The 21,158-nt window shown below is 67.4% G+C and carries 23 protein-coding genes and 2 pseudogenes; 7 read left to right on the forward strand and 18 right to left on the reverse strand.

Going from position 1 to position 21,158, the window contains the following annotated elements:
* Positions 1–114: 114 nt before the first annotated feature.
* A complete protein-coding gene (locus ACZ7MG_RS20980) occupies positions 115–4,320 on the reverse strand; it encodes a LamG-like jellyroll fold domain-containing protein (protein ID WP_471946148.1) in 4,206 nt (1,401 codons plus the stop codon).
* A gap of 559 nt (positions 4,321–4,879) precedes the next feature.
* On the opposite strand from ACZ7MG_RS20980, the pseudogene ACZ7MG_RS20985 reads away from it, so the two are divergent.
* Positions 4,880–5,237: pseudogene (locus ACZ7MG_RS20985) on the forward strand (helix-turn-helix domain-containing protein); the annotation flags it as partial.
* Positions 5,238–5,607: 370 nt separating this feature from the next.
* Here the strand turns inward: ACZ7MG_RS20985 and ACZ7MG_RS20990 are convergent.
* From ACZ7MG_RS20990 to ACZ7MG_RS21005, 4 genes and pseudogenes are all read right to left on the reverse strand, one after another.
* A complete protein-coding gene (locus ACZ7MG_RS20990) occupies positions 5,608–6,453 on the reverse strand; it encodes an HNH endonuclease (RefSeq protein ID WP_471388746.1) in 846 nt (281 codons plus the stop codon).
* Positions 6,441–7,898 carry an AAA family ATPase gene (locus ACZ7MG_RS20995; protein WP_471388744.1) on the reverse strand — a complete coding sequence of 486 codons (1,458 nt, stop codon included), beginning with the start codon at positions 7,896–7,898 and terminating at the stop codon, positions 6,441–6,443. Before ACZ7MG_RS20995 ends, ACZ7MG_RS20990 begins: the two co-directional genes overlap by 13 nt.
* A gap of 346 nt (positions 7,899–8,244) precedes the next feature.
* Positions 8,245–8,334: pseudogene (locus ACZ7MG_RS21000) on the reverse strand (IS5/IS1182 family transposase); the annotation flags it as partial.
* A 52-nt stretch (positions 8,335–8,386) separates the two neighbouring features.
* Positions 8,387–8,899, reverse strand: coding sequence for a hypothetical protein (locus ACZ7MG_RS21005; RefSeq protein WP_471388742.1), 513 nt, complete (start codon positions 8,897–8,899; stop codon positions 8,387–8,389).
* Between the two features lie 191 nt (positions 8,900–9,090).
* Here ACZ7MG_RS21005 and ACZ7MG_RS21010 point away from each other — a divergent pair, with 191 nt between their 5' ends.
* Together ACZ7MG_RS21010 and ACZ7MG_RS21015 are read left to right on the forward strand one after the other, a co-directional pair.
* Positions 9,091–9,321, forward strand: a complete 231-nt coding sequence (locus ACZ7MG_RS21010; RefSeq protein ID WP_471388739.1) for a hypothetical protein — start codon at positions 9,091–9,093, stop codon at positions 9,319–9,321.
* Positions 9,318–9,500: a hypothetical protein gene (locus ACZ7MG_RS21015; protein WP_471388736.1), complete on the forward strand. Its 183-nt coding sequence runs from the start codon at positions 9,318–9,320 to the stop codon at positions 9,498–9,500. The genes ACZ7MG_RS21010 and ACZ7MG_RS21015 overlap by 4 nt, the downstream gene beginning before the upstream one ends.
* Positions 9,501–9,691: 191 nt before the next feature.
* Here ACZ7MG_RS21015 and ACZ7MG_RS21020 read toward each other — a convergent pair whose 3' ends face one another.
* The gene (locus ACZ7MG_RS21020; protein WP_471388733.1) at positions 9,692–10,129 is read right to left on the reverse strand and encodes a hypothetical protein; all 438 of its coding nucleotides are present in this window, start codon (positions 10,127–10,129) and stop codon (positions 9,692–9,694) included.
* A 252-nt stretch (positions 10,130–10,381) separates the two neighbouring features.
* The gene (locus tag ACZ7MG_RS21025) at positions 10,382–11,002 is read right to left on the reverse strand and encodes a DUF6415 family natural product biosynthesis protein (RefSeq protein WP_471388731.1); all 621 of its coding nucleotides are present in this window, start codon (positions 11,000–11,002) and stop codon (positions 10,382–10,384) included.
* A 216-nt stretch (positions 11,003–11,218) separates the two neighbouring features.
* Here ACZ7MG_RS21025 and ACZ7MG_RS21030 point away from each other — a divergent pair, with 216 nt between their 5' ends.
* From ACZ7MG_RS21030 to ACZ7MG_RS21045, 4 genes are all read left to right on the forward strand, one after another.
* Entirely contained in the window at positions 11,219–11,491 is a 273-nt protein-coding gene (locus ACZ7MG_RS21030; RefSeq protein ID WP_471388728.1) for a hypothetical protein, read from the forward strand.
* Complete coding sequence (locus ACZ7MG_RS21035) at positions 11,463–11,990, forward strand: DUF6879 family protein (protein WP_471388725.1); 528 nt, start codon at positions 11,463–11,465, stop codon at positions 11,988–11,990. The genes ACZ7MG_RS21030 and ACZ7MG_RS21035 overlap by 29 nt, the downstream gene beginning before the upstream one ends.
* A gap of 24 nt (positions 11,991–12,014) precedes the next feature.
* Positions 12,015–12,869: a helix-turn-helix domain-containing protein gene (locus ACZ7MG_RS21040; protein WP_471388722.1), complete on the forward strand. Its 855-nt coding sequence runs from the start codon at positions 12,015–12,017 to the stop codon at positions 12,867–12,869.
* Between the two features lie 104 nt (positions 12,870–12,973).
* Entirely contained in the window at positions 12,974–13,627 is a 654-nt protein-coding gene (locus ACZ7MG_RS21045) for a DUF4352 domain-containing protein (protein WP_471388719.1), read from the forward strand.
* 66 nt (positions 13,628–13,693) lie between these two features.
* Here the strand turns inward: ACZ7MG_RS21045 and ACZ7MG_RS21050 are convergent, their stop codons facing one another.
* From ACZ7MG_RS21050 to ACZ7MG_RS21100, 11 genes are all read right to left on the reverse strand, one after another.
* Entirely contained in the window at positions 13,694–14,413 is a 720-nt protein-coding gene (locus tag ACZ7MG_RS21050; RefSeq protein WP_471388716.1) for a head maturation protease, ClpP-related, read from the reverse strand.
* 56 nt (positions 14,414–14,469) lie between these two features.
* Positions 14,470–15,093 carry a hypothetical protein gene (locus ACZ7MG_RS21055; protein ID WP_471388713.1) on the reverse strand — a complete coding sequence of 208 codons (624 nt, stop codon included), beginning with the start codon at positions 15,091–15,093 and terminating at the stop codon, positions 14,470–14,472.
* A gap of 228 nt (positions 15,094–15,321) precedes the next feature.
* Positions 15,322–15,609, reverse strand: coding sequence for a WhiB family transcriptional regulator (locus ACZ7MG_RS21060; RefSeq protein ID WP_471946149.1), 288 nt, complete (start codon positions 15,607–15,609; stop codon positions 15,322–15,324).
* Positions 15,606–15,779, reverse strand: a complete 174-nt coding sequence (locus ACZ7MG_RS21065) for a hypothetical protein (protein WP_471388712.1) — start codon at positions 15,777–15,779, stop codon at positions 15,606–15,608. The genes ACZ7MG_RS21060 and ACZ7MG_RS21065 overlap by 4 nt, the downstream gene beginning before the upstream one ends.
* Positions 15,776–15,997 (reverse strand): hypothetical protein, encoded by a 222-nt coding sequence (locus ACZ7MG_RS21070; protein WP_471388709.1) that lies wholly within the window; start codon positions 15,995–15,997, stop codon positions 15,776–15,778. Before ACZ7MG_RS21070 ends, ACZ7MG_RS21065 begins: the two co-directional genes overlap by 4 nt.
* Complete coding sequence (locus ACZ7MG_RS21075) at positions 15,994–16,221, reverse strand: hypothetical protein (protein WP_471388707.1); 228 nt, start codon at positions 16,219–16,221, stop codon at positions 15,994–15,996. The genes ACZ7MG_RS21070 and ACZ7MG_RS21075 overlap by 4 nt, the downstream gene beginning before the upstream one ends.
* Positions 16,218–16,583 carry a helix-turn-helix domain-containing protein gene (locus tag ACZ7MG_RS21080; RefSeq protein WP_471388705.1) on the reverse strand — a complete coding sequence of 122 codons (366 nt, stop codon included), beginning with the start codon at positions 16,581–16,583 and terminating at the stop codon, positions 16,218–16,220. The genes ACZ7MG_RS21075 and ACZ7MG_RS21080 overlap by 4 nt, the downstream gene beginning before the upstream one ends.
* 104 nt (positions 16,584–16,687) lie before the next feature.
* Positions 16,688–17,851, reverse strand: coding sequence for a ParB/RepB/Spo0J family partition protein (locus ACZ7MG_RS21085; protein WP_471388702.1), 1,164 nt, complete (start codon positions 17,849–17,851; stop codon positions 16,688–16,690).
* On the reverse strand, positions 17,848–18,018 hold the full coding sequence (locus ACZ7MG_RS21090; RefSeq protein ID WP_471388700.1) for a hypothetical protein: 171 nt from the start codon (positions 18,016–18,018) through the stop codon (positions 17,848–17,850). Before ACZ7MG_RS21090 ends, ACZ7MG_RS21085 begins: the two co-directional genes overlap by 4 nt.
* A gap of 59 nt (positions 18,019–18,077) precedes the next feature.
* Positions 18,078–19,892, reverse strand: coding sequence for an ATP-binding protein (locus ACZ7MG_RS21095; protein ID WP_471388697.1), 1,815 nt, complete (start codon positions 19,890–19,892; stop codon positions 18,078–18,080).
* Positions 19,889–21,112 (reverse strand): bifunctional DNA primase/polymerase, encoded by a 1,224-nt coding sequence (locus tag ACZ7MG_RS21100; RefSeq protein ID WP_471388694.1) that lies wholly within the window; start codon positions 21,110–21,112, stop codon positions 19,889–19,891. Before ACZ7MG_RS21100 ends, ACZ7MG_RS21095 begins: the two co-directional genes overlap by 4 nt.
* Positions 21,113–21,158 lie beyond the last annotated feature (46 nt).

Genomic DNA, 21,158 nt, shown 5'->3' on the forward strand with positions numbered 1-21,158 from the left:
TTCGGCGCACCCGCAGCACAGTCGGCGCGGACTGGGGGGGGCGGAAGTGGGGGTGTGAAGCGAAGATGGCTCTGGTGTGCCGGGCGGCCGGCCCGGCACACCAGATGTCAGCTGTCAGGAATCGCCGGGGACATCGGTGGCCATACCGGGTTGGCCCACGGCCAGCATGCGAATCTGTGCCTCGCTCAACGCGCCCTGGAAGGCCCATGCGTCGGAGACGGCGCCGGGCCAGTGCCCGCCCACGGTGGTCGTTCCGGTCTTGGCCGCGCCCAGGTACAAGGGCTGTGTCGACTTGAACAGCTGCACGTTCTCGGCCGACGAGAACGCGTCCGTGCACGTGGACACGTCCTGCTCTCCGTCACCGTCCGCGTCCTCACAGGGCACGCTCTCCGGTTCACCGTTGACGTAGAGAGTCAGCTCTTTGGCGAGTCCGTCGTAGACGAGCGCCAGATGCGTCCAGTCGTCGGCCCGGGAGAACTGGGCGTGGTCGACCTCGGTGACAACGGCACCGGTCGTGTCCGTGGCGGCTGTCGTGACCTGCCAGCTGCCCGGATCGGTCGCCGGGTCGTCGCTCGGCACGTAGCGCACGGCGAACGCGTTCTGTGTCGTCGTCCCGGGTGCACTCAGCAGCGTCACGCTCTTGTCCGGGACGGCCGCCGCCTGCGCCCATGTGCTGATGGTGAAGCTGCCAGTGGTGTCCACCGGTGCGGTGGCCGTCGTCCCGTAGTCGTCGATTCCGTCAAGTGCGACGCCACCGTCGACCCAGATCGCACCGCCGACCGCCGCTCCTCCCCGCAACGTCATTGCGTTGCCCGACGCCGACGCGTCCGGCGTCACCTGGGGCGACCCCGTTCCCTGCTCGAACGTCCAGCGTCCCTTGACCAGGGGCCGCTGCTTGACCATCTGCTGGACCTCTTCGGCCGAGAGCGGGCGGTCGTACAGCCGCACGTCGTCGATGGTGCCCGGGAAGTGACTCAGGACCTGGCCGTTGTAACCACCGGCCCCGATGTACATGGACTGGTCTGCATAGAAGGGGCTGGTCAGCGTGGTCGATCCAGCCCTGACCCCGTTGACGTAGAGCGTCAACGTGTTCATGACCGTGTCGTGCACTCCGACCAGGTGCACCCACTCTCCGACGCGTGCGGTGGTGCCATCGGGTTGCATGGCACGGATCGGTGTGGCGTCCTCGGCGTCGGCCGAGTACTGGTTGACCGCCCATCGGTCGTAGGCCTTGGAGTAGTACAGCTCGAAGCCGGAGCGGTACTGTCCGGCCTGGGCGGTGATGACCCCCGCTCCGTCCGGTTTCCTGTCCAGCTTGGCCCAGGCCGAGACGGTGAAACTGCGGGAGGTGTTGATGTGCGGTGCCCGCTGCTGGCCGATCTTCGCGTGGCCGTCGGTGCCGTTGAACTTGGCCGCCTTGCCCGCCACTCCGGGCACCCCGGTGGTGACACCGCCCGCGTACTTGGCCGGTACGACTCCACCGTAGCCCTTGATCTTGCTGGTCTCGGTGCTCGCCTCGTCGAGGTGGAATACGGAGACCGCAGGGCGGCCGGGGTCACCGACCGGCTGCTTGGCGTACAGCTTGTCGACTTCGTCCTGGGCAACCGCCTTGTCGAACAACTGCACTTCGTCGACCGCTCCGGGGAAGAAATCCTTGAGCGCTCCGCTGTTCCTACCCGCACCGATCTGCAGGCCCCGCCGTGCGTTCCAGGTGATCTCGTGGGTGACCTCGCCAGTTAGCTTGCCGTTGACGTACAGCCGCATCTTCGTGGCCGCCGGGTCGTAGGTGCCGACGAGATGGGTCCAGACTCCGGCCTCGGCTCCGCCCGCCGAGCTCGCCATGGCGCGCTTGGCTGTGGCACCCGGCGCGTCGGTGGCGAGGGTGCCGAAGACCCAGCGGTCGTAGGCGGACGAGTAGAGCAGCTCGAAACCGGCTGCGTCGTTGCCGATCTGCGTCGCCACCATCGCCCCGTGGCCGGGCTTGGTGTCCAGCTTGGCCCAGGCCGAGATCGAGAAGCCGGTCGTGGTGTCGACCACCGACAGGTCGGTGGACGCGTAGCCGGTCGAACCGTCGAGGGACAGGGCCGTACCGAGCGTGCCGCCCGCTCCGGGGGTCGCCCCGCCATTGAGGTCGAGGGTCCGTGCGGGAGTGGAGCCGTCGGCTTGGCTCGCACCGGAGCCTTCGTCCAACTGCCATGTGGCACGGTCGGGTTGACCGGCCTTGACTCGGAATCGATAGCTGGACTCCGAGGCGTTTCCGGCGGAGTCGAATGCCTTGACGAACAGAGTGTTGGTACCGACCCGGGGCGGCAGCAGGTTGATCGTCCTGGCCGCTCCCGCCGTTGTCGCGATCTCGTTCTTGGACGTGGGATCGACGTTGATGCCGTACCAGTACCTGGTCACATCGGCCTCGCCGGCTTTCGCCGAGAAGGCACCGTACTTGCCGATGCCGTCGTACCAGGGGTCGTTCGGATCAGCCGTGTCATAGGCGGGGTAGTCGGTGGACGTGATGGTCGGGGGCTTGGGCGCCGTAGTGTCGTAGACGAAGTAGCAGCCCGTGGCGTCACCGGCGTAGGACCACGGCGAGTAGGTGCCGTTGACCTCGTTCAGATCCTTGTCCTTGACGCGGGCGTACCAGTGGATCTGTTTGTTCGTCGGGATGGACGAAGGCAGCGAGATGGGGAAGTCCGATCCGGAATTTTTGTACGTGCTCAGGGCCGGTTTCCAACGGGCGATCAGCCCTTTCCCGTCACCGCTGTCCCACTTCGCCTGGAACTCGACGGCCACGTCGTCGCCATCCGGGTCGGTGACGTTGTTGGCATAGATCGTCCCCAGTGACCGCGTCCGCGGGGCGCTCCCGGGCTTCTTGCACGTACCGCCGTACTGCATCGTCAGCTGCGACATCTTGAGCTGAGGAGGAGACCGGTTGTAGTAGACCGTCAGGTACGCGTCGTCCGAGAACCGCTTCCAGCCGTAGGCGTCCTCCTCGTTGGACGCCTGAAGGCCGAACGTCATGGTCGGCCACTTCTTGTCCGCGGCCTGCTGAACGGCCGACCTGACGTTGAACTCCGCGTCCTTGGCCGAGCAGCCGTCGTAGCCGTACGCGAACGATTCGGTGGTCAGGTGGTCGATCCAGAAGCCGGAACGGTTCTGCGAGTTCCATGTTGTGGACTGCGAGATGTCACCGGTCCGCCACAGCTGGACACCTCGCGCGCTGCAGGACGCCGACCAGGTGTTCCGCACCGTGAACTCTGCGGAGAGGATCTTCTTGCCGGCGAATTTCGAGACGGGAATGCGGTAGAAGAGCCGCTTGGTGTCATGGGGCTGGCAGTACGACCAGGCGCAGTAGCCCATGCCCGCGGTGGATTCGCCGTTGAACTTCCACTGGGGCGACGAAGCCCAGTACTTCGACGCCATCGTCCATGCCGTCGCTTTGGGGGTGTGCATCTGCGGGTCGATGAAGACCGGGTACACCGTGTCATCGCCCCGAAGGACATCGGTGTCGGGCTTCAGTACGAGTTCATCCTGGGCGGCCGGAACATCGACGCCGACGGGCGCCAGCTTTCCCGACTCGGTGGCGCCCGGCTCACCGTTCTCGTCGACTGCCGCAGTGGTTTCCGCGGCTGCCGCACGCGACAACTGCTCGGCGCCACTCTTCTCCACGGCTGCACCCGAGGCGGCAACGCCCGGGCTGGAGTCCCACATCACTGGTTCGGGTGCCTCGAACACCGCCGTGCCGGCGCCCTCGTCCAAGGCCTCCAGGCCGCCGCTGCTGGTCTCCTGGACATTCAGCCCCTGGGTGTCCATACTCAGGCGCACTTCGGCCAGTTCCTTGCTTGCGGCGGCCTCGGCCGACTTCACGACGAGGAGCTGCGAGAACCCGTCCTCCTGAGCCCCCAACCGGAGGTCGACCCCCGGCAGGACATCCACGTAGGTCGCGATGTCGCCATCCAGCCGGGGGGCGGGAAGCTCACCCGGCCATGACAGTTTCAACTGCCGTCCGGCCTTCTCCATCCGCACCATGGGAGCGCTGCCGCCGCCGGAGAACTGCAAACCGATCGTGGCGGCTTTCGGGGCCACCATGCCGTCACCGGTCTTCGTCAGATCGGTGTCGACAGCCTCCCATTCGCCATCTACACGCGTCCACACCGGACGCAGATACTCACGTGCTTCAAGCTTGCCGTCCGGGGTGGCGAAGACCTCACTGCTCTCCCCGCGTTGTGAGGCGATCTCCACCGGCTCACCCGTGCGCTCGGCCTGCGCCAGGGCGTCGGCTTCCGTGAGGACTGGCTGTTCCGCCGCCGGCGACTCCTGCGTCACCTCCGCCGATGGTTCGGTGCGAGCCGCGCCCACCGCAGCCGTCGGTGCCAGCACACTCGACATCACGGCAGCGGATAAGACCGCCCCGGCAACGCACCACCGTCTGCCCACAGGCATGAAGCACCCTCCCCCGCAGGGACTCCCCAGACCCTGTCATTGCGTAGTTGGTCGTCTACGAACTGTGAAGGGAGAGTAAAGCGTGATTCAACAAATGTTCCAGAGCACCACAAGGGGACATCACGTCTCATTGAAACCAAACGCCACGGAACATCCAGTGAAGTGCGTCACAAAAAAGCACGGTCGAGATGGTCGCCGAGCTGTTGGGGGACCACCTCGGCATGGCACTCACTTGAGGACCGTCAGGGATTCTCGATGGCGATGAAGGGGTCCCATTGGAAGGATCCCTTTCTCGGGCATTCGGACCAGCGCCCGTATCCGCCGATCAGTACTCTCGGCAACGGGTGAAACGAGGGCCACGGACGGCCGACGAAAAGTGAGCCACTCTGCGATCTCTTGATCATTCTGACTTCACTTGTGCTGAAGTCGGGAGGAAGAGAGGGTGATCCACGTGGAGGACTGGGCTGAGATCCGCCGGATGCACCGGATGGAGGGGCTGTCGGCTCGGGCGGTGGCCCGTCAGCTGGAGATCTCCAGGAACACCGTGCTGCGGGCGCTGGCCTCGGACCGCCCGCCGCAGTATCGGCGGGCGCCGAAGGGCTCGGCGGTGGACGCGGTGGAGCCGGCCGTGCGGGAGCTGCTGAAACAGACCCCGACGATGCCCGTCACGGTGATCGCGGAGCGGATCGGCTGGGAGCGGGGGCTGACGATCCTGCGGGAGCGGGTGTGAGCTGCGGCCTGCTGATCTGCCGGTGGACCCGGTCTCGCGGACGGTCTATGAGCCGAGTGAGCTCGCGCAGTACATGGTGACGTTCTGCCTGATCAGAACAGGTGCAACAGGTTGCCCCTTGCCACCCCGTGATGCACCGTCCAAAGGCGTCTGTCCACCGGCTGCCCACCAGCGGACCCGGCGTTGGGATGCCCATGAGGCGATCGCGGCGCTACAGGCACAGCTCCCTCCGGGGCCAGGCGTTACGGTCAATGACACTTGTGTGATCTCCACAGAGCTCTTCGAACGATCGCATCCGGACGGCGGCCTGAATGGAGAGGGCGGCTGGTTGTCATAAACGGGGCGTTCGAGGGCCCGGCCGAGGCCGAAGTACTCCTCACCGCATTCGCGGAACGTTCCGTCGTCAGCCTGCTGTACTGGTTCATTGTGCGGGCACACGGCTACTCCAGAGCGAAGCCGCCATCGATGTACCAGAAACTTCCAGCCAGCGCCTGATACATGGCCGCCCGCCACAAGTTCGGATCTTCCTCGGCCAAGCCCGCGGCCTCGTCCCGTAGGTGATCGCCGACCATCGACGGGGCCTTGCGCTTCAGGATGTACCGGAGGCTACTCATCTCCCGGGCTGCCTGCGATCCGTACAGGGACGCGAGTCCGAATGTGCGGAAGTGCCCGTGAACGCGCATCGCGAGGACCGTGTCCCACGCGGACGGCGGCTTGACATAAAATTCGACGGCTGCAGGAGCCACTTCGTGAACACGGGCGAAGAGCCACTTCTCTTTGCCGACGTCGTCGAAGTAGGGGTGAAGCGTCTGCTCATCCGCGCTCTTCGGAGCGGTCTCGCCCTTCACCGTGTTGCACTTGTGGCACGCTGGAACCAGGTTGAACGGCACGACAGACAACAGCGGATACGCCGTTTTAGGCAACTGATGGTCGAGGGTCTCTACATCCCGGTGACCACACAGAGGGCAACGCCCGAAGGGCGCTGCGGCCTTCAGCTTGTCGTACTCATCTCTTCCTGGATGTCCCTTGCGGGGCATGCGCTGCGTGTAGTTCTTGGTCAGCTCGGCTCTGTCGGCCTTGTCGGTGGGCTTGACCTTGAGGTCCGCCAGTGTGTGGAGGGCAGCCGCTGCGGCTGCGGTTTCGAACCGGTCAGCGGCGTTGACCACCTCGTCTTCCAGGGCCTTTAGGCGCGTCTTCGCCTTCGGCCGGGACTTGCTTATACAGGTCAGGTAGACCGTGCGGGCCGAGAGTTTAGGGATTGGCAGAGCCCACATCAGATCCGCCACTCCCAGTTCGCGGGTCCGTCTGAGTCTCGGACAGCGATGAGGGATCGGACGATAGCCTTGGCCTCGCCGCCAAGCTGGCCGTTGAACCGTCGAAGAACATGCTCGTACGAGAGCCCCTGGCGTACCGCGGCCTTCAGATCACGGTGGAATCCGGAGTCGGTCACTTCAAGCCCGAACACCTCGTGAGTGAGAACGCCGACATTCTCGCCGAACGTCTCGATGGTTGGGCGGTCGGCGGCCAGCTGGTTGCCATGGCGCCTCAGTTTCCACACGCAGGACGCCGGAACCTCTTGGAGGACGACGGGCGAGTGAGTGGCAACGACCGCCAGACCGTTACGGTCCGCGAGTAGGTCGGACAGAGCACGTATGAACGCGGCAAGCAGCGGTGGGTGCAAATGGGATTCCGGCTCATCGATGATCACCAGCGAACGCTCGGTGACGTGCTCGACCAAGCGGGTCATGGTCAGTAGGACAACCTTGTGACCCGAGCTGAGGCTACTGAACAACTGCCGCGCTTTGCGCCGGCGGATATTGGCACTCCGGGTGGCCTGAAAGTCCGCCAGCCATGTCTCGTCGAGGAGGCCGTTGCCAGCGTATTGCAAGGTTCGCAGGGCTTTCGCCCACCGATCTGCCCGCTCCCCGGTCAGGCATGCCTCCACGCTGTCCGCGAAGTCCTTCTTGATCTGGCCAGATGTTTTGACCCGTGGCGCGCGCGATCCGCCAGCGGGGATCTTCAGCCCGACGTAGGCGTAGGAGATGGCCACATCGTCGTCGCGGATGAGCGGGAACTCGTCGAAGGCGCTGAAGGTGACGCTGACCAGGTTCGCGAAGGACCTGCGAGTGCCTCGGTTGTACTCAATGATGCGGCCGACGTCTTCCTCAGGAGCTTCGTAGTCGCCCACACAGCGTGTCAGGCTGTTCAGGAGGTAGGACTTGCCGACGCTGTTGCGGCCGGTTAGCACATGAATGTTCGTGGACGGTCGCGAGTTGGGAGACACATCGAACGGAAGGATCACCGACTTACCCCCGTCCCCAGCGGGGACTGGAGCCTCATAGGCCGCTTGGAATCCTGAGACTCGAACGCCGCCCTGAGCAATGCGGCGAAACTGCTCCTCGACGGCAGTTGGCTTCAAGAACCGCATGAGTGAATCGCGTGTCACTTGCTCGTGCTGGACGCGGTCGAAGATGCTCTCGTTGAAGGCCATGTCCTTCAGCGCGGTCAGGACTAGCACGCGAATGCTGTCGCCGAGTTGGCGCAAGCGTTCGTAGTACGAGTCATCTTGGCCCAAGGAAAAGTGCCGCTCCCCGAGTGCTTCGAAGCTCTCAGGCATGCGAGCAACGCGGCCTGGGCCCTCGTTGCTCTGATCTCGCCCTGGGTGCATCCCCAGCTCGCCGATCTTCACCTCGCCGATCCCGTGGCGGCGTCCGGCCTCGTCGTAGATCACCAGGTGGAACATGGTGACGAAGCCGTGGTCGTTCCATGCATCTCTGACAAGTAGGGCCTGGGACCGTACACCCTTCGGTTGTCGTTGACCCCGCTCCACGACCGTGAACTGCACTCTTCCTCCGCGCCTTGTCCCGCCCGCGTTCCCACACGGCCGGCCACTGCCTGCACATGTGCAGCCGGACTCAGGCAGGTCAGCGTAGTCGCACCGGACACAGCCACCCCAATGTGTGGGCCCCGGAAAGCGTACGCCTCGCCAATTGGATGGTCGTCCCCACCAACGGGCTGTCCCGCAAAAGATCTCCGAGTGACCTGGGCTGTGATCGCCCGAGGTGCGGGCCACTCTCCTATCCGGCGAGGGTGAGGTTGCGTAGCCGGGCGATGCTGAGCATGGCGTGGTGGACGCCGTCGCCCTTGAGGCGGCAGGCGCGGAGGATCGCCGCAGGTTACGGCCAAAGACCGCATCCTCCATGCGGTACAGGGTCGCGATCAGATACCCAGCATGGTGTCGGAGTCAGAGAGAACCAGCTGACGCTGCCTCGTCGCCGCACGCTCTTCCTCGGTCAGTGACCCCCACCAAGCCCGAGCTGCGTCAAGTACGTCATTTGCGAACTCGTCAACCATCAGGATGAGCGTGTCATTGAACCTGTTGCGGTGCGCCCGTATGTTGCGTTTCCCGGGGACATAGAAGCGGAAGAGTTCAAGCACCCGCCTGGCCTGCTGCTGAGTAATATCCGCAGAACCCTCGTGCAGCAGCGCACAGCGCAGCGCGTAGCAGTCGTCTCCAGACAGGAAGACGAAAGGCTCTCGCCGACGGCCGACCCTGCTGGTGTACTTGGGCCTCAGATACTGGTCGAACCACGCCACATACCGCCGTTTGGATCCGCCGGTGGGCGTCACTACCTTGGCGCAGATGTCCGGCAACGTCAGCGACATGACCAGCGCCGCATGCCAGTTCTTATCCGTGATCGCCTGCTCCAGGCCATCGAAGAAGCCTTCCATCTGGGTTCTCCCTTCGCGGGTCCGCGACGCTACCAGCCATAGCTGGCCACGTTATGCCGGTGTAAGGGGTGGCAGCCCTGCAGTCTTATCGCTCTGTCTGAGTGACACGCCCTCGGTAAACCGCACGATCAGGCGGAGCGGCCGCCGCAGCTGGAGGGCAGCCATGCCGCATGAACAGACCAACCGAGCGAATGAAGCGTGAACGCCGCGTCCCCCTCCCCGGCAACCTCACCCCCCTCCTGACCCAGCGCGAGATCGAGACGTACTACGGCGTCTCCACCTGGCAGATCGACCAGTGGCGCAAGGCCGGCATGCCGGACGAGCCGTTCGCCGGGCAGCGGCGCCGCTACGACCTGGCGAAGTGCCAGGCGTGGCACGCCCACAACGCGACGGACGCCCGGTCGTGGTCGACCGACGCATGACCCGCGAGGAGCGCCGGGCGATTCTCGGCGACGCGACGGTCGCCAGGATCCGCGAGCGCGTGAAGGCCGCCCCGGACCCGACGCCCGAACTGGTCGAAGAACTCCGCCGGATCATGACGCGCCCCGGCCTTGCCGTGCCAGCGCCCCGGCCAGCCGTTGATGCCGGGAGCGCGGCATGAGCGAGCCGTTCTCTCTCGCTGATGCGGAAGCCACCTTCGGGCCGGAGAACTGCAAGCGGGTCGATGAAGCTGTCGCCGCCGCTCCTCCGTTCAGTCCCGAGCAGGTCATGGCATGGTGCGGCCGGCGGAGAGCACGGCCTCGACGAACAGGGAGGCCCACGCAGGCGCGTCTGTTGGCGCGGCACAGGTTCTCACCAGCGGCGGTCACGAGACCACTTGACTGCTTCGGCCGAAAAATCCTGGAAGTGGCACCACGGTGCCCGGCCGTTCTCAATACGGTCCCTGACGAAAATGGCCGCATTGGCGTTGAGGTCGGCCAGTGAGTGGCCCCACTCGTCGAGGACGAGATCCTTTTCCACGAAGCCCCGCTCGACGTACAAGCTCAGAATGTCGAGCATAGCCACCGCGCTGGCAGCTGCGTGGCCGTCCGGGTCCCGAGTTTCCCGTAGCTTCTTCGCGTCCTCGGGGGTGTTGATCCTTTCCCTGATGATGCGACGGCCCAACAGCTGCTCAGGCGCGGTCAGCCTCTCGTGGAGGGACAAAAACAGGTCGCGCTTATTCAGTTTCTCCGCGTCCTGCTCGGTTTGCCGGCGGACCTTCTTACTGGACCCATAGGCGATCATCGCCATGATCGCCGACCCGAGGGCCCCGACTGCGGCAAGTAAAGCGACAATGAGAGCGGAAACAGCCATATCGCAACGCCATCACGCGGCACCATCTGCGGCTACCCGCGTTCCGTCATACGGGCTACTCCCTGCCCGTATGACAACGGCCCCCGCCTCAACCGAGGACGGGGGCCTTCGTCATGCCCGGCTGCGGAGACGCGTACGCGCCGGGCCCCGCCCGCCCCCATGTTCACGGGGTGCGGGGGCGGGCGGGAGTCAGCGGCGCCTCTTCGGCTTGCGCTGCGTCATCCGCCAGGCCAGATGCAGACGCCGGGCGGTCGCACACTCGGCGCTCGCCTTGCCGTCCTTGTCCAGGGCCCGACAGGTCAGGCAGTCCACCCCATGGTCCAGGATCCTCTGATACGCCGCGTCAGGATCCCCGTCGACACAGACGTACACCCGCACCATGACGCCCGGCCCCGACCCCGGATCGTGCCAACGCTCCTCGATCTCGCTCGTGAGCGCGAACTCCAAGTTCTCGTAGTGGTCGCAGAGGGAGTCCACGGACCGGGCGAGCCGCTGAGCGTGCGCGAGCATCGCCGCCGGGGTCGGGCCGGGGTTCAGGTCGAGGCGCATGCGGGCCTCGCCGACGCAGGCCAGCGCGCAGGCTCGGGGGACATCGTCCGCGTCGAGCTTCCAGGCCGCGGCCTCCACCTCGGGGATGGCCAGCATGATGTGCCCGCGCAGTTGGAGGGTGAGCGTCTCCAGTTCGTCGGCGCCCGGGGGTTCGGCATTTTCGGCGAGCAGCCGGCGGGCGCTCTCGCGCATTGTCTCGATGTCGATCGGCGGCGCGGGCGCCTCTGCCGTCTCGCTCGGGTGGGTGGTAGGAATGGTCACGTTGACGCTCCTTGGAAGCGTTGGCCGCGCCCCGGGGTGTTCACGCACCGCCGGGGTTTCGTCGCACCGGCCGACGCTAGGAGCGTCGCGAGCGGCACGGCCAGCGATGTGCAGATCTTTGCAACAGCCCTCCCTGTCCGAGTGGTTGGCGCAACGCCCTCTTGACCGGCCCACAGCCAGCCACGACCGTGATGCAAAGAAACGCAAGGCTCGTGGATGGAGGCTGACGTGCCACTACTGTTCTTCGGGATCGACCCCGATACCGGCAAGGCGGACAGCCCGACGGTGTGGGTGGATCGAGAGAAGGGGGAACTCGTCTTCCAGGGCTGGAAGCCCGGCCCCGAACTCGAAGCGGAATGCGCCGCGTTCGAAGTGCCGGGCCACGCGAAAGGCATCCCGGCCGACGAGGCCGTGGTCCGTATCCCCGCCAGCATGGTGTCGATGATCAGGGAGGCGTGCGATGCCGTCGAGCGTGCCGCCGTTCGATGAGCTGATGGCCAACTGCACGCGCTCCGCAATACATCTGGAAATGCGCGACCAGTACGCCGTCACTGACGAGGCCGAGGACTTCGCCACCTGGCAGCGCACCGGCCTACGGGACACCGACCCCGCGTCCGCGTACTGGAGGCCCTGGGTCGACCTGATCTCCGGGGCCGTCGCCCGCGGGGTCGTCGTGCGGCGGGCGCGCATCATCTCGGAACCGGTCTCCGACTACATCCGCTACGAGCACGCCTCCACCGGCGTCAACATCCACGCGGGAGAAAAGGTCCGCTGGCTCCCTCGCCGCCGCGCCTCCGACATCGCCCTGCCGGGCAACGACTTCTGGCTGTTCGACGAGCACCTGATCCGCTGGGGCTACTTCAGCGGCGACGGGGCCTCCGCCGGCCACGAACTCTCCGACGACCCCTCGGCCGCCAAGCTCTGCGCCCAGGCCTTCGAGGCGGTGTGGGAGCGCGCCACGCCACACGACCAGTACGAGATCCGCTAGCAGGAAGCACCGGTAGGCCAGTTCATGCCCGTCTCCCCGTCCTCGTCCGCCCAGGCCGCGCGAGAAGCCGTCGCCCGACGGCTGCGCGACCTGCGCAAGGAGGCAGGACTGACGATCGTCGAGCTGGCCTCCGCCTGCGGCTGGCACTACTCGAAGACCTCCCGCATCGAGAACGCCCTCACCGGCCCCACCGCGAAGGACATCCGCCGGTGGTGCGCCGCTACCCACTCCGAGCGCCAGGCGCAGGACCTCATCGTCCAGTCCCTTAACGCCGAGCTGATGTACAAGGAATGGCGAGACCAGGTCCGCGCCGGCCTCAAGCACTTGCAGGACAGCCGCTCCCGGCTCTACCGCGACACCGAACTCTTCCGGATCTACTCGTCCACCCTGGTCCCCGGCCTGCTCCAGACAGAGGGCTACGCGGCCTCCGTGCTCGGCATCGCGGCGCGCGCCGACGATCTGCCCGTGGACGACAGCGCGGAGGCCGCACGCGCCCGCGTCGAGAGGTCCCGCATCATCCATGAGCCCGGACGCCGCTTCGTCCTGGTCGTCGAGGAGCCGGTACTGCACTACCGGCTCGGCGATGCTGATGCGATGGCCGCCCAACTCGGCCACCTGCTCACCGCCGGCGCGCTCCCCGCGGTGTCCCTCGGCATCATCCCGATGGCCACGGCCCGCCGGACGAGGTGGCCCGAGGAGACGTTCCATATCTACGACGACTCGATGGTGGCGGTGGAGTTGGTCTCGGCGCAGATCAACGTGACGCAGCCCAGCGAGATCGATCAGTACGCGAAGACGTTCGATCAGCTGCGGAGCATGGCTGTGTACGGGGCGGAGGCACGCTCCCTGATCCTCAAGGCCATCGAGGCACTGCGCTGAAGGCCAGCATCACACCCGAGGGTCACGGGATGGCCATACCGGCCCGTACGGTCCCCGCTGGCCTCATGATTCTCTCCACGCACACGCACGTCCTTGGGGGGACCATGAGCGACGCCACACCGCCACCCGCGCCTGCCACACCACCGGCACCACAGCCGCCGAAGCGCAACCACACGAACACGATCATCATCAGCACCGCAGCCGTGCTCATCGCCAGCATCGTCACCGCAGGAATCGTCGTCTCCAACTCCAGCAACGACGACCCCGCACCGACTGTGGTCAAGGCGGCCAACACGCCGTCAGCCAGCAGCACGAAGGCAAGCCCGTCACCCTCGCCCAGCCAGGAGACGTTGAACCTCGGCGACAAGGTCGACATCGACGCGGGCGGCAACAAGTTCTCCGCCGCCGTGCTCGCCCACAAGGACAAGGGCCTCAGGAACCCGACGGGACTGTTCCAGGATGGGCAGACGCTGGCCCTCGTCGAGGTGAAGGTGTGCAACGAAGGCGATGAGCCGATCACGGTGGCCCCGTTCACGTGGTCTCTGGCCTACGAGGACGGGTCGCGGCTGGAGCCCTTCCACATGACCGGGAGCGAGTTGCCGCCGCCGGTGTATCCGATGGACGCGAAGGTCAAGGGCGGAGACTGCGTGCGCGGCAACGTCTTCTTCGAGGTCCCGAAGGGGTTTGGCACGGCGGAGCGGGTGTTGTACTCGCCGGGGGATCTGGACGAGCCGGTGGAGTGGCGGGTCGGCAAGTAGCCGAGAGCCCCCGAGCGCGGCCGTGACAGTCGTGCCGGGGGCTCCCACACGTAGGGCTCGCGCGGCCTACTCCTGCACCTCGTCCGCGAGGCCGGCGGTCACCGCCTCCTCGGCGCTGTACCACGTGTCCGTGGCCATCCGCGCCCGCCACTCCGCGCGCGTCCCACCCGCACGCCTCACGTAGACGTCCGCGAGATTGTCCGACTGCTTGTCGAGGAAGTCGGCGTACTCGCGCATCTCCTTCGGACTGGAGTCCCCGAGCCAGTTCCGTGCGTCGTGGCTCATCAGCTGCGAATGACCCCGCATGATCACCCAGTCACCGACCATCGCGATCACGCTCGCGATCGACGCCGCGAGAGCATCGACGTACACCGTCACCCGCGCCGGGTGCGCCCGTAGCGCGTTGTGGATCGCCAGGCCGTCGAAGACCTGCCCGCCACCGGAGTTGATCCGCACCGTGATCGCCCCGGCGTCGATGCCGTTCAACTCCCGGATGAACTCAGCTGCCGTGATACCGCCGTCGCCCACATCCCCGTAGACGTGGATCTCGGCCGTGCCCGCGGCCACCCGGTTACGGATCTCGAACCACCGCCGCCCAAGCGTCCTGGCCCCTGTCTGTGCCCGCACAGACGACACAGGCGCCACCGGGACCGGCGCCGTGTCCGCGCCCGCGAGAGCGGCAGTGAGCGCCCGCACGACCGTGCTCACGCCATCGCCGCCAATCGGCGCCCCGGACTCGACGAACACCGCACGCGCCCCGTCGATCCGATGTGCGAACTCGGTCATGGCGATCGTCAGCCCACCGTCCGGCGGCCCTCCGTACGGGCCACCCGCCAGCCGGGTCACCGCCCCGCCGCCTTCAACAGCTCAGCCTGACCGGCCTGAGCCAGCAGCCCACCCGAGAACCGCCACTTCGCCGCCAGCGGATGACGCTGATCATGCGCAGCAACCGCCGACGACACCAGCGAGGCCAACACGTCCGGACCCGAAACCGGCCGCCACACCTCGACCCCGAGGTGAACCGAACCGTCCGCCGCGCCACCTTCGACACCGCCGTCGTCGTGCCGCAGACCAGCCGCCTGCATCCCCTGAGCCGTCGACCGCACCAACTCCGAGTACGTGGCGACCGCCCGCAGCGCCTCGGCCGCGGCCCGGTCCAGGGCGGCGACCGCCCGAGCGGCCTCGTCACGCCCCGCCGCAAGCTCGGCCGACACCTTGTCCCGGTCCGCCGCAAACGACGCCTCAGCAGCCGTACGACGGGCGCGGACCGCCTGCTCGGCGGCGAACTGAGCCCGGAGCCGGCGGGCCGTAGACCTGGCGGCGCCCGCGTCGGCCCTCGCGACGACAAGCTCGGCTATGGCCACCTTCCCGCCAGCCTTCTCGTGGTAGTCCTCGGCCCGGTCAAGCGCGGTCTCCGCTACCTCAACCGCAGCGTCCGCCTGATCGATGTCCTGTTGAGAAACCACAATGCTTCTCCCTTGCTCGATGGCCGCTATTCACGTCACGGCAGACCGAATAGCTACCATCATTCTAGCCGCTTTACCTGCACAAATGGGCTAACATGGAAGGGCGTTCGATGGCGTGGTCACGGCAAAAGGCCCGGTTCCTGTCTCCCAGGACCGGGCCTCCGCCATTGTGCAAATACGACAACCGTTACCTCAAGGGGCAGGCAGCCGGTCACCCACCAGCCGCGACTACGCCGCCGCCTGCGCCGCACGTCGCCGCTGCGCCGCACGAGACCGCCGCCGCTGACGTTCCGCCCCCGTCAGGCCACCCCACACGCCCGTCAGCCTCGAATCCGACAGGCCGTAAGCCCTGCACTCCGTCAGCGCCGGACAGTCCGCACACAGCCGCGCAGCGTCCTCGCCCGTCGTCCGATCCGAATGCCACGCATCAGGGTCCGAGGCGCAGCGCAGCCGTTCCCCCGCCTGACGCACAAACGGAGGCACGCCCCACGACCGCGTCGGCCAACTCGGCTTCACGCTTCCTCTCCCGCCATCTCGGCCAGGCCGAACAGCGGCAACAGCTCGGCCAGATCCCCGCCCTCGGCCACGTACTGGTCGACCAGCCGCGTCACCTCCTTGCCGAGGGCCTGCGCCGCCGGCGTCCCCCGCTCCAGCCGGTCCAGCCGGGCGTGCAGTCGGCCCCTCACGACGTGCTCTCCTTCCTCAGCTCGGCGGCCATCAGACGCAGGTGCCGGGGTGTCGCCTCAGCCGCCAGACGCTTCTGCTCCGGGGTGAGGTCAAGGTCCGCGAGTACGTCGCGCAGGACCCTCGTCATGACCGTGACGATCTTCTCCGCGAGTTCCTTCTCCCGCTCGGCCGCACGCTCCTCCAGTTGTCCGAGCCGCTCGGCCACTCCCCGCTTCACCGGAGGTCCTCAAGGCTCACGCCGTCCACCTCGTACATGGTGGTCCCGGTCGGGCCGACGACCGCCAGACGGGCACCGGCCGGGGTGTCCTGCCCGTACGCACGGAAGCCCGCCACCGACCAGACCAGCCCACCGTGTTCGGCGGTCTCCCGTGCCAGGTCGGGCGCGGTACCCAGATGCTGTTCAAGGCGCTCCAGCCGGGCGCCGATCCTGCGGCTGCTCATGCCGCGCTCCTTCCTTCGGGGTTGAGGGCTGCCTCCAGGGCCGAGATGCGCTCCTCCAGCGCCACGTGCTCACTGATCGACGGCAGGGCGCCGAGCAGGGCAACGGCTGCCCGCAGGCGGATGCTGGGGGTCTCGTCGCTGAGGCTCTGGTGGAGGACGTCGACCGCGTCCCGTGCTGCGGCGGAGAGTGCTTTGACGGCCTCGTCGAGCAGCGCGCGGCGGGCGGCCTCGACCTCGGCCTTGAACTCGGGGGCCTCGGCCCACCGTCGTACGGTGCGCCCGGACACGCCGACCTGTTTACCGGTTTCGTCTGTGCTGGTTCCTCTGGCGAGGAGGACGGCGGCGCGGGCCTTGGCGTCCAACTCGGTCAGGCCATTTCCGGACGCTGACGGTCACCTCCTAGGGGTCTGGGATGCTGGCGGGATGGCCGCCCGGGTAGGGACCGGGCGGCCATCGTGCGTCGCGGTCACGCTGCTTCCAGCTCCTCAATGCGGGCCGCGATCTCCCGGTACTCCTTGTGGTGCGGGCCGTGCGGCTGGCACTCCGAGGGCAGGGGGAGACCGACCTCGGTCATCGCCTCCATGGCGTCCTCGAACCCGATGTGGTCGTTGTGGTCCAGCAGACCGGCGTGCCGCAGATCGGCCATGTGGTCCCACCACAGCAGCTCGCGCATCTGCTTGTACGGGTAGCCCGGCGTGTCACGTGACACAGGCTCCGGGGCGTTCTTGTAGGTCACGCCGTGAATGTCCCGGCAGTAGACGAGCGCGGCCTTCACCCTGGCGATCCATCCGTCAATGACCCGGTCCAGGTTCGCGACCGACACCTTCAACTGCACCGTGAGCGCCGCGAAGTAGAACGCCACCAGCGCCCACCGCGGGTAGGCGTGGCCCTGCTCGGCAACCTCCCGGCAGAACGCTTCAGCAGCGTCCACCACGAGCTGTTGCGAGGGGTTGAACGGGTAGGCCGGCGGCCAGTCCTCCGGACGGCACGAGCGCAGCAGGATGAACGTCAGGTTGGCGCGGGCCTCGGTGCTGGTGGTGTCGTCCCAGATGCTCGCCCACGACCCGTAGTCGATCTCGTCGCCCACCGCGCCGATGACGTGCCGCGGGGTGTAGAGACCGCGGATGCGCAGCAGTTGCCGGATGTGCCCCTCGGAGAGTGCGCCGCTGTCGACGAGCGTCGTCAGCGGGGCGGGGAGGTCGAGGAGGCGCAGCTTCTGCGCGACGTACGAGCGGTCCTTGCCGATGCGTGCGGCAAGTTGCTGCTGAGTATCGCCCGCATCGAGGAGGCGCCGGAACGACCGGGCCTCTTCGACCGGGGACAGCGAGGAGCGGCTGATGTTCTCGGCGAGCTGGAGGTAGGGCACATCGGCAGGGGCGATGTCCTGGACCCTGGCGGGGATCTCGGTCCATCCGGCAGTCTGGGCCGCGCGCCAGCGGCGCTCACCGCACACGATCGTGTACCGGTCGCCGGCGGGCCGTACGAGGATCGGCTCGGCCAGGCCGGTGGTCGTCATGGATTCGGCGAGTTCGGTGAGGGCGGTCTCGTCGAACTGGCGGCGGGGCTGGCCGGGGTCGGGGTCGATCAGGGTGAGGGGGAGTGTGTCTCGTGACACGGGCTGCTCGGTCATCGGGTTGTCCTCTCGGTACTGGTGTTGCTGTCGTGCTGCTTGTCGTCGAGGCCGTCGTTGACGTCGTCCTCGTCGGGGTCGGGCCACCGCCCGTACGGGCCGATGTCGCCGGGCCCGGTCGCGCCGATGGCGGAGGCGCCTCGTACGCAGACGTAGTTGCGGATCACGGGGTCTCCCGTCAGCAAGTGGGGTGGGTGGTCTGGCCGGGCTCGGTGACGTCGAGCGGTTAGCCGCACCCGGTACAGGTGGCGGCGTTAGAGAGAGGCTGCATTTCAGCGCCCGCAGCACCCGGAGCGCCCGCGATGGTGTATCCGTCGAGGTCAGGGAGGGTGTCAGCTGCGGGTGCTGTGGAATCGCCAGCACCCGCGCCAGCACCCGCAGCGCCCGCGCCCGACTCTCTGCGGGTGCTGAATCCGCCGTTGCGGGTTCTGGACCCTGCGCTAGCACCCGCAGATTCCCGCTGGTCAGACCCGGTTGCGGGCGCTGTGGGCGCTGCGGGTGCTGACTTGCGCCTACTCTCTGATGCCGTCAGCTTGTAGAGGCGGGATCGGTTGCCCTTCGGCTGCCGCTCCGAGTCGTCCACCTCGATCCCGATCGTCCGCAGCGCGGGCGCGAGCCGCTTGAGCTGACCGCCTGCGCGCGTGGAGTCCTTCGGCCACTTCTTCGGCAACTTGTCCGGGGTGAGTACGCGCTCCAGCAACTCCGAGGCGGTGACCGTCACCCCGAGCGGGCCGGACCGGTCGACAAGCGCGACGACGGCCTGAGCGAACGGCTCGCCTTCGAGGACGTCAGCCACCGCTTCGCGGGCCGTCGCCTTGTACGACTCCAGCGTCTTCCAGCCCCGCACCTGGTCCACGGCCGCGAGGACACGGGCGAAGTCGGCCATGCGCGGACGCTCCGTCAGCTGCACGTCCGGCAGCACCTTGAGCACCTCGGCGAGCAGGTCGAACAGTGAGGCCAAGATGCCGGGGTGGGCATCGGCGTAGGCCTGGTCCATCTCGGCTTCCTCGCGCCGCTTGTGGTCCGGGATGGTGTGCAGCTCGATCGTGAGGAGCCGCTCGGCGAGGTCACCCGCGAGGGCGCCGGCGTCGATGGTGGTCATGGCCAGCACCCGCCGGAACTCCAGGACCACCACGTCGTCGTCGGTGTACAGGGCCCGGTCCACGATGCCGTCACCCGTGACCGCCCGGCACAGAGCATCCGACAGCCAATCCGGGATGATGCTCACGTTGTCCAGGCACAGAGCCCACGAGTTGAAGGCCTGCGTCGCCCACGACTTGATGTCCCTCGGAGCGGTCCGCTTCGGGGCGCCGGACGGGTCGATGATGCCGATGACCATCTTCGCCGCGTACGACTTGCCGGTCCCCTGCTCGCCCCGGAAGGTGAGGATCGGGTGCGGCAGGTCGGGGATGAAGCAGGCAACGAGCCACGCCGCCAGGAGCCGGAAGTGTTCCTCGTCGGTGTTGAGCAGCTCTTGCAGCCGGGTCAGTCCGTCACCGTCTCGTACGGGTTCGGGGAGCGGCTTCATCGCGCCGGACCTACGGAAGAGGACCGGGGACTTCCCTGCGCGCTCCCAGCCGTCCGGGCCGATGGTGACGCACCGGCCGTCCGACGTGCCGAGGTCGACGACAAGGCGGTCCTGGTGGCGCCCGACCCGCAGGTGCGGCACTCGCGGATCTGCTGCCTGCGCCGCCCCCTCCAGCACGGTCATGGCGTCTGCGAGGGCCGACTGGGAGGGAGCGGCGCCGCCGTTCCCGTCGGTGTAGAGAAGGGCGAGCTGGGAGCGCAGACCGGCCTTGCCTCGGAGGGGGAGGGCGATGTTCGCCCCGTCCTTCCGCACGCCGTACGGACGCCCGTCCTCGGACATGAAGAGGTCGTACCGTTCACGAGCGAGGGCGACGAGCTGGGAGGCCTGCGACGGGCCGCGGCCCTTCTCCACCGCGACGCCCTTGTCCGTGACGATCTCGTGGGCGCGGCCCTTGCTGTTCTTCTTCTCGTCCTTGACGAGCTGGAGGGTGGGCTTCTTGCCGTCGTCGGTCACCGTGCGGCTCCTGCGGTCATGCCGCGTGCTGACGCGACGGTTCTCTGTGCTTCACCCTCCGAAAGGCCGGCCTCGACTGCGGCACGGATCAACGCCCGCTCGGCGGCACCCTCGTCGAGGCGGCCGTCCGCCACGTGTTCAAACGCCCTGCAAGCCGCCCAATGCAACGTGCGGACCGGGCTCTTGTCGGCGTCGAGAACGACCTGGACCAGGCCGACGAGGGCGTTGCCACCTGATGCCGGTCGCGCCGGTTGTCGGTGCGGACGCTGCCGCTGGCGCAGTTCCTCGACACGGCGGCGGACGGCAGCAACATCGACCTCGGTGAGCTGCCCGATGGCCCAGGCGAGGATGCCGAAGTACTCGCTGCGGGCCATGCTCCGGCTGACGACGCGCTCAACTCCATCGCGGCTTCGGCCCATAGCGTCGGCGAACGCCTCGAACATCTGAGAGGCGGCCGTCTTGGCGGGGTAGAGCCCGGCGACCGACTCCCGCACCGCCGAGGCCGTCAGACGCACGGCGGCCTCATGCCGAGACTCGCCGGACGCGAGAGCGGCAGCGAACTGGGTGAGAAGCCCCTTCAGCAGGTCGGGCCGCTCGGAGGCGGTGTGTCGCTGCACGAACTCCCACAACTGTGCATCGGTGACGGCGTCCGCGCTTTCACCGGCATCGCGCAGCAGGTCGGCGACAACGGGAGGCAGGACCGGCACGGCGCCGGTGCGCTCCCACCGGTAGCGAGCGCCCTCGGCCTCCTTCTCGTGTACGGAAGGGGCGACGACGACGATCCCGTTACGGCCGCGTACCTCACCCCAGCCCTTACCGAGACCGCCAGTGCCGTTGCCTAGGTTCCGCCCTTCGGGAACGGCGAACATGTAGTGACCGCGCCCGGCCACGTTGGAGCGCGTCGACTGGAACGGGGCGCCCGTCTCAGCGACGGCCTGCGCGAGTTCGGCGGGGATGCGGTCAGGGTGGTCGACGTCGAAGGTGATGCCGCCGGAGCGGCCGATGTGCAGGGCGAGGCAGGCGGACGATCCGGCGAACCACGTGACGATCTGGTCCACGTCGCGGCTGGACTTGGCCGGCCAACCCTTGCCGAGGATCGAACCGGGGTGCTTGCTGGCGCGTGAGACGGGGAGGACGTACCAGCCGGCCGCCCTGTACTTCAGGGCCGCGGAGATGGTGTCGTCGTCTTCGGTGATCTCGGGAATGGTCAGCTTGCTCATGCCGCCCTCCTCGCCCGGCCGCGCTTGGGCTGGAGGTTGTACCGGG

Source organism: Streptomyces sp. NPDC107538 (assembly GCF_055657445.1).

Bases quoted from the DNA above. Each gene is read 5' to 3' on its own strand.
- ACZ7MG_RS21005 (WP_471388742.1), bottom strand. From the start codon at position 8,899: ATGGAAGGCTTCTTCGATGGCCTGGAGCAGGCGATCACGGATAAGAAC.
- ACZ7MG_RS21010 (WP_471388739.1), top strand. From the start codon at position 9,091: ATGAAGCGTGAACGCCGCGTCCCCCTCCCCGGCAACCTCACCCCCCTC.
- ACZ7MG_RS21015 (WP_471388736.1), top strand. From the start codon at position 9,318: ATGACCCGCGAGGAGCGCCGGGCGATTCTCGGCGACGCGACGGTCGCC.
- ACZ7MG_RS21020 (WP_471388733.1), bottom strand. From the start codon at position 10,129: ATGGCGATGATCGCCTATGGGTCCAGTAAGAAGGTCCGCCGGCAAACC.
- ACZ7MG_RS21030 (WP_471388728.1), top strand. From the start codon at position 11,219: ATGGAGGCTGACGTGCCACTACTGTTCTTCGGGATCGACCCCGATACC.
- ACZ7MG_RS21035 (WP_471388725.1), top strand. From the start codon at position 11,463: ATGCCGTCGAGCGTGCCGCCGTTCGATGAGCTGATGGCCAACTGCACG.
- ACZ7MG_RS21040 (WP_471388722.1), top strand. From the start codon at position 12,015: ATGCCCGTCTCCCCGTCCTCGTCCGCCCAGGCCGCGCGAGAAGCCGTC.
- ACZ7MG_RS21045 (WP_471388719.1), top strand. From the start codon at position 12,974: ATGAGCGACGCCACACCGCCACCCGCGCCTGCCACACCACCGGCACCA.
- ACZ7MG_RS21050 (WP_471388716.1), bottom strand. From the start codon at position 14,413: ATGACCGAGTTCGCACATCGGATCGACGGGGCGCGTGCGGTGTTCGTC.
- ACZ7MG_RS21075 (WP_471388707.1), bottom strand. From the start codon at position 16,221: ATGAGCAGCCGCAGGATCGGCGCCCGGCTGGAGCGCCTTGAACAGCAT.
- ACZ7MG_RS21085 (WP_471388702.1), bottom strand. From the start codon at position 17,851: ATGACCGAGCAGCCCGTGTCACGAGACACACTCCCCCTCACCCTGATC.
- ACZ7MG_RS21100 (WP_471388694.1), bottom strand. From the start codon at position 21,112: ATGAGCAAGCTGACCATTCCCGAGATCACCGAAGACGACGACACCATC.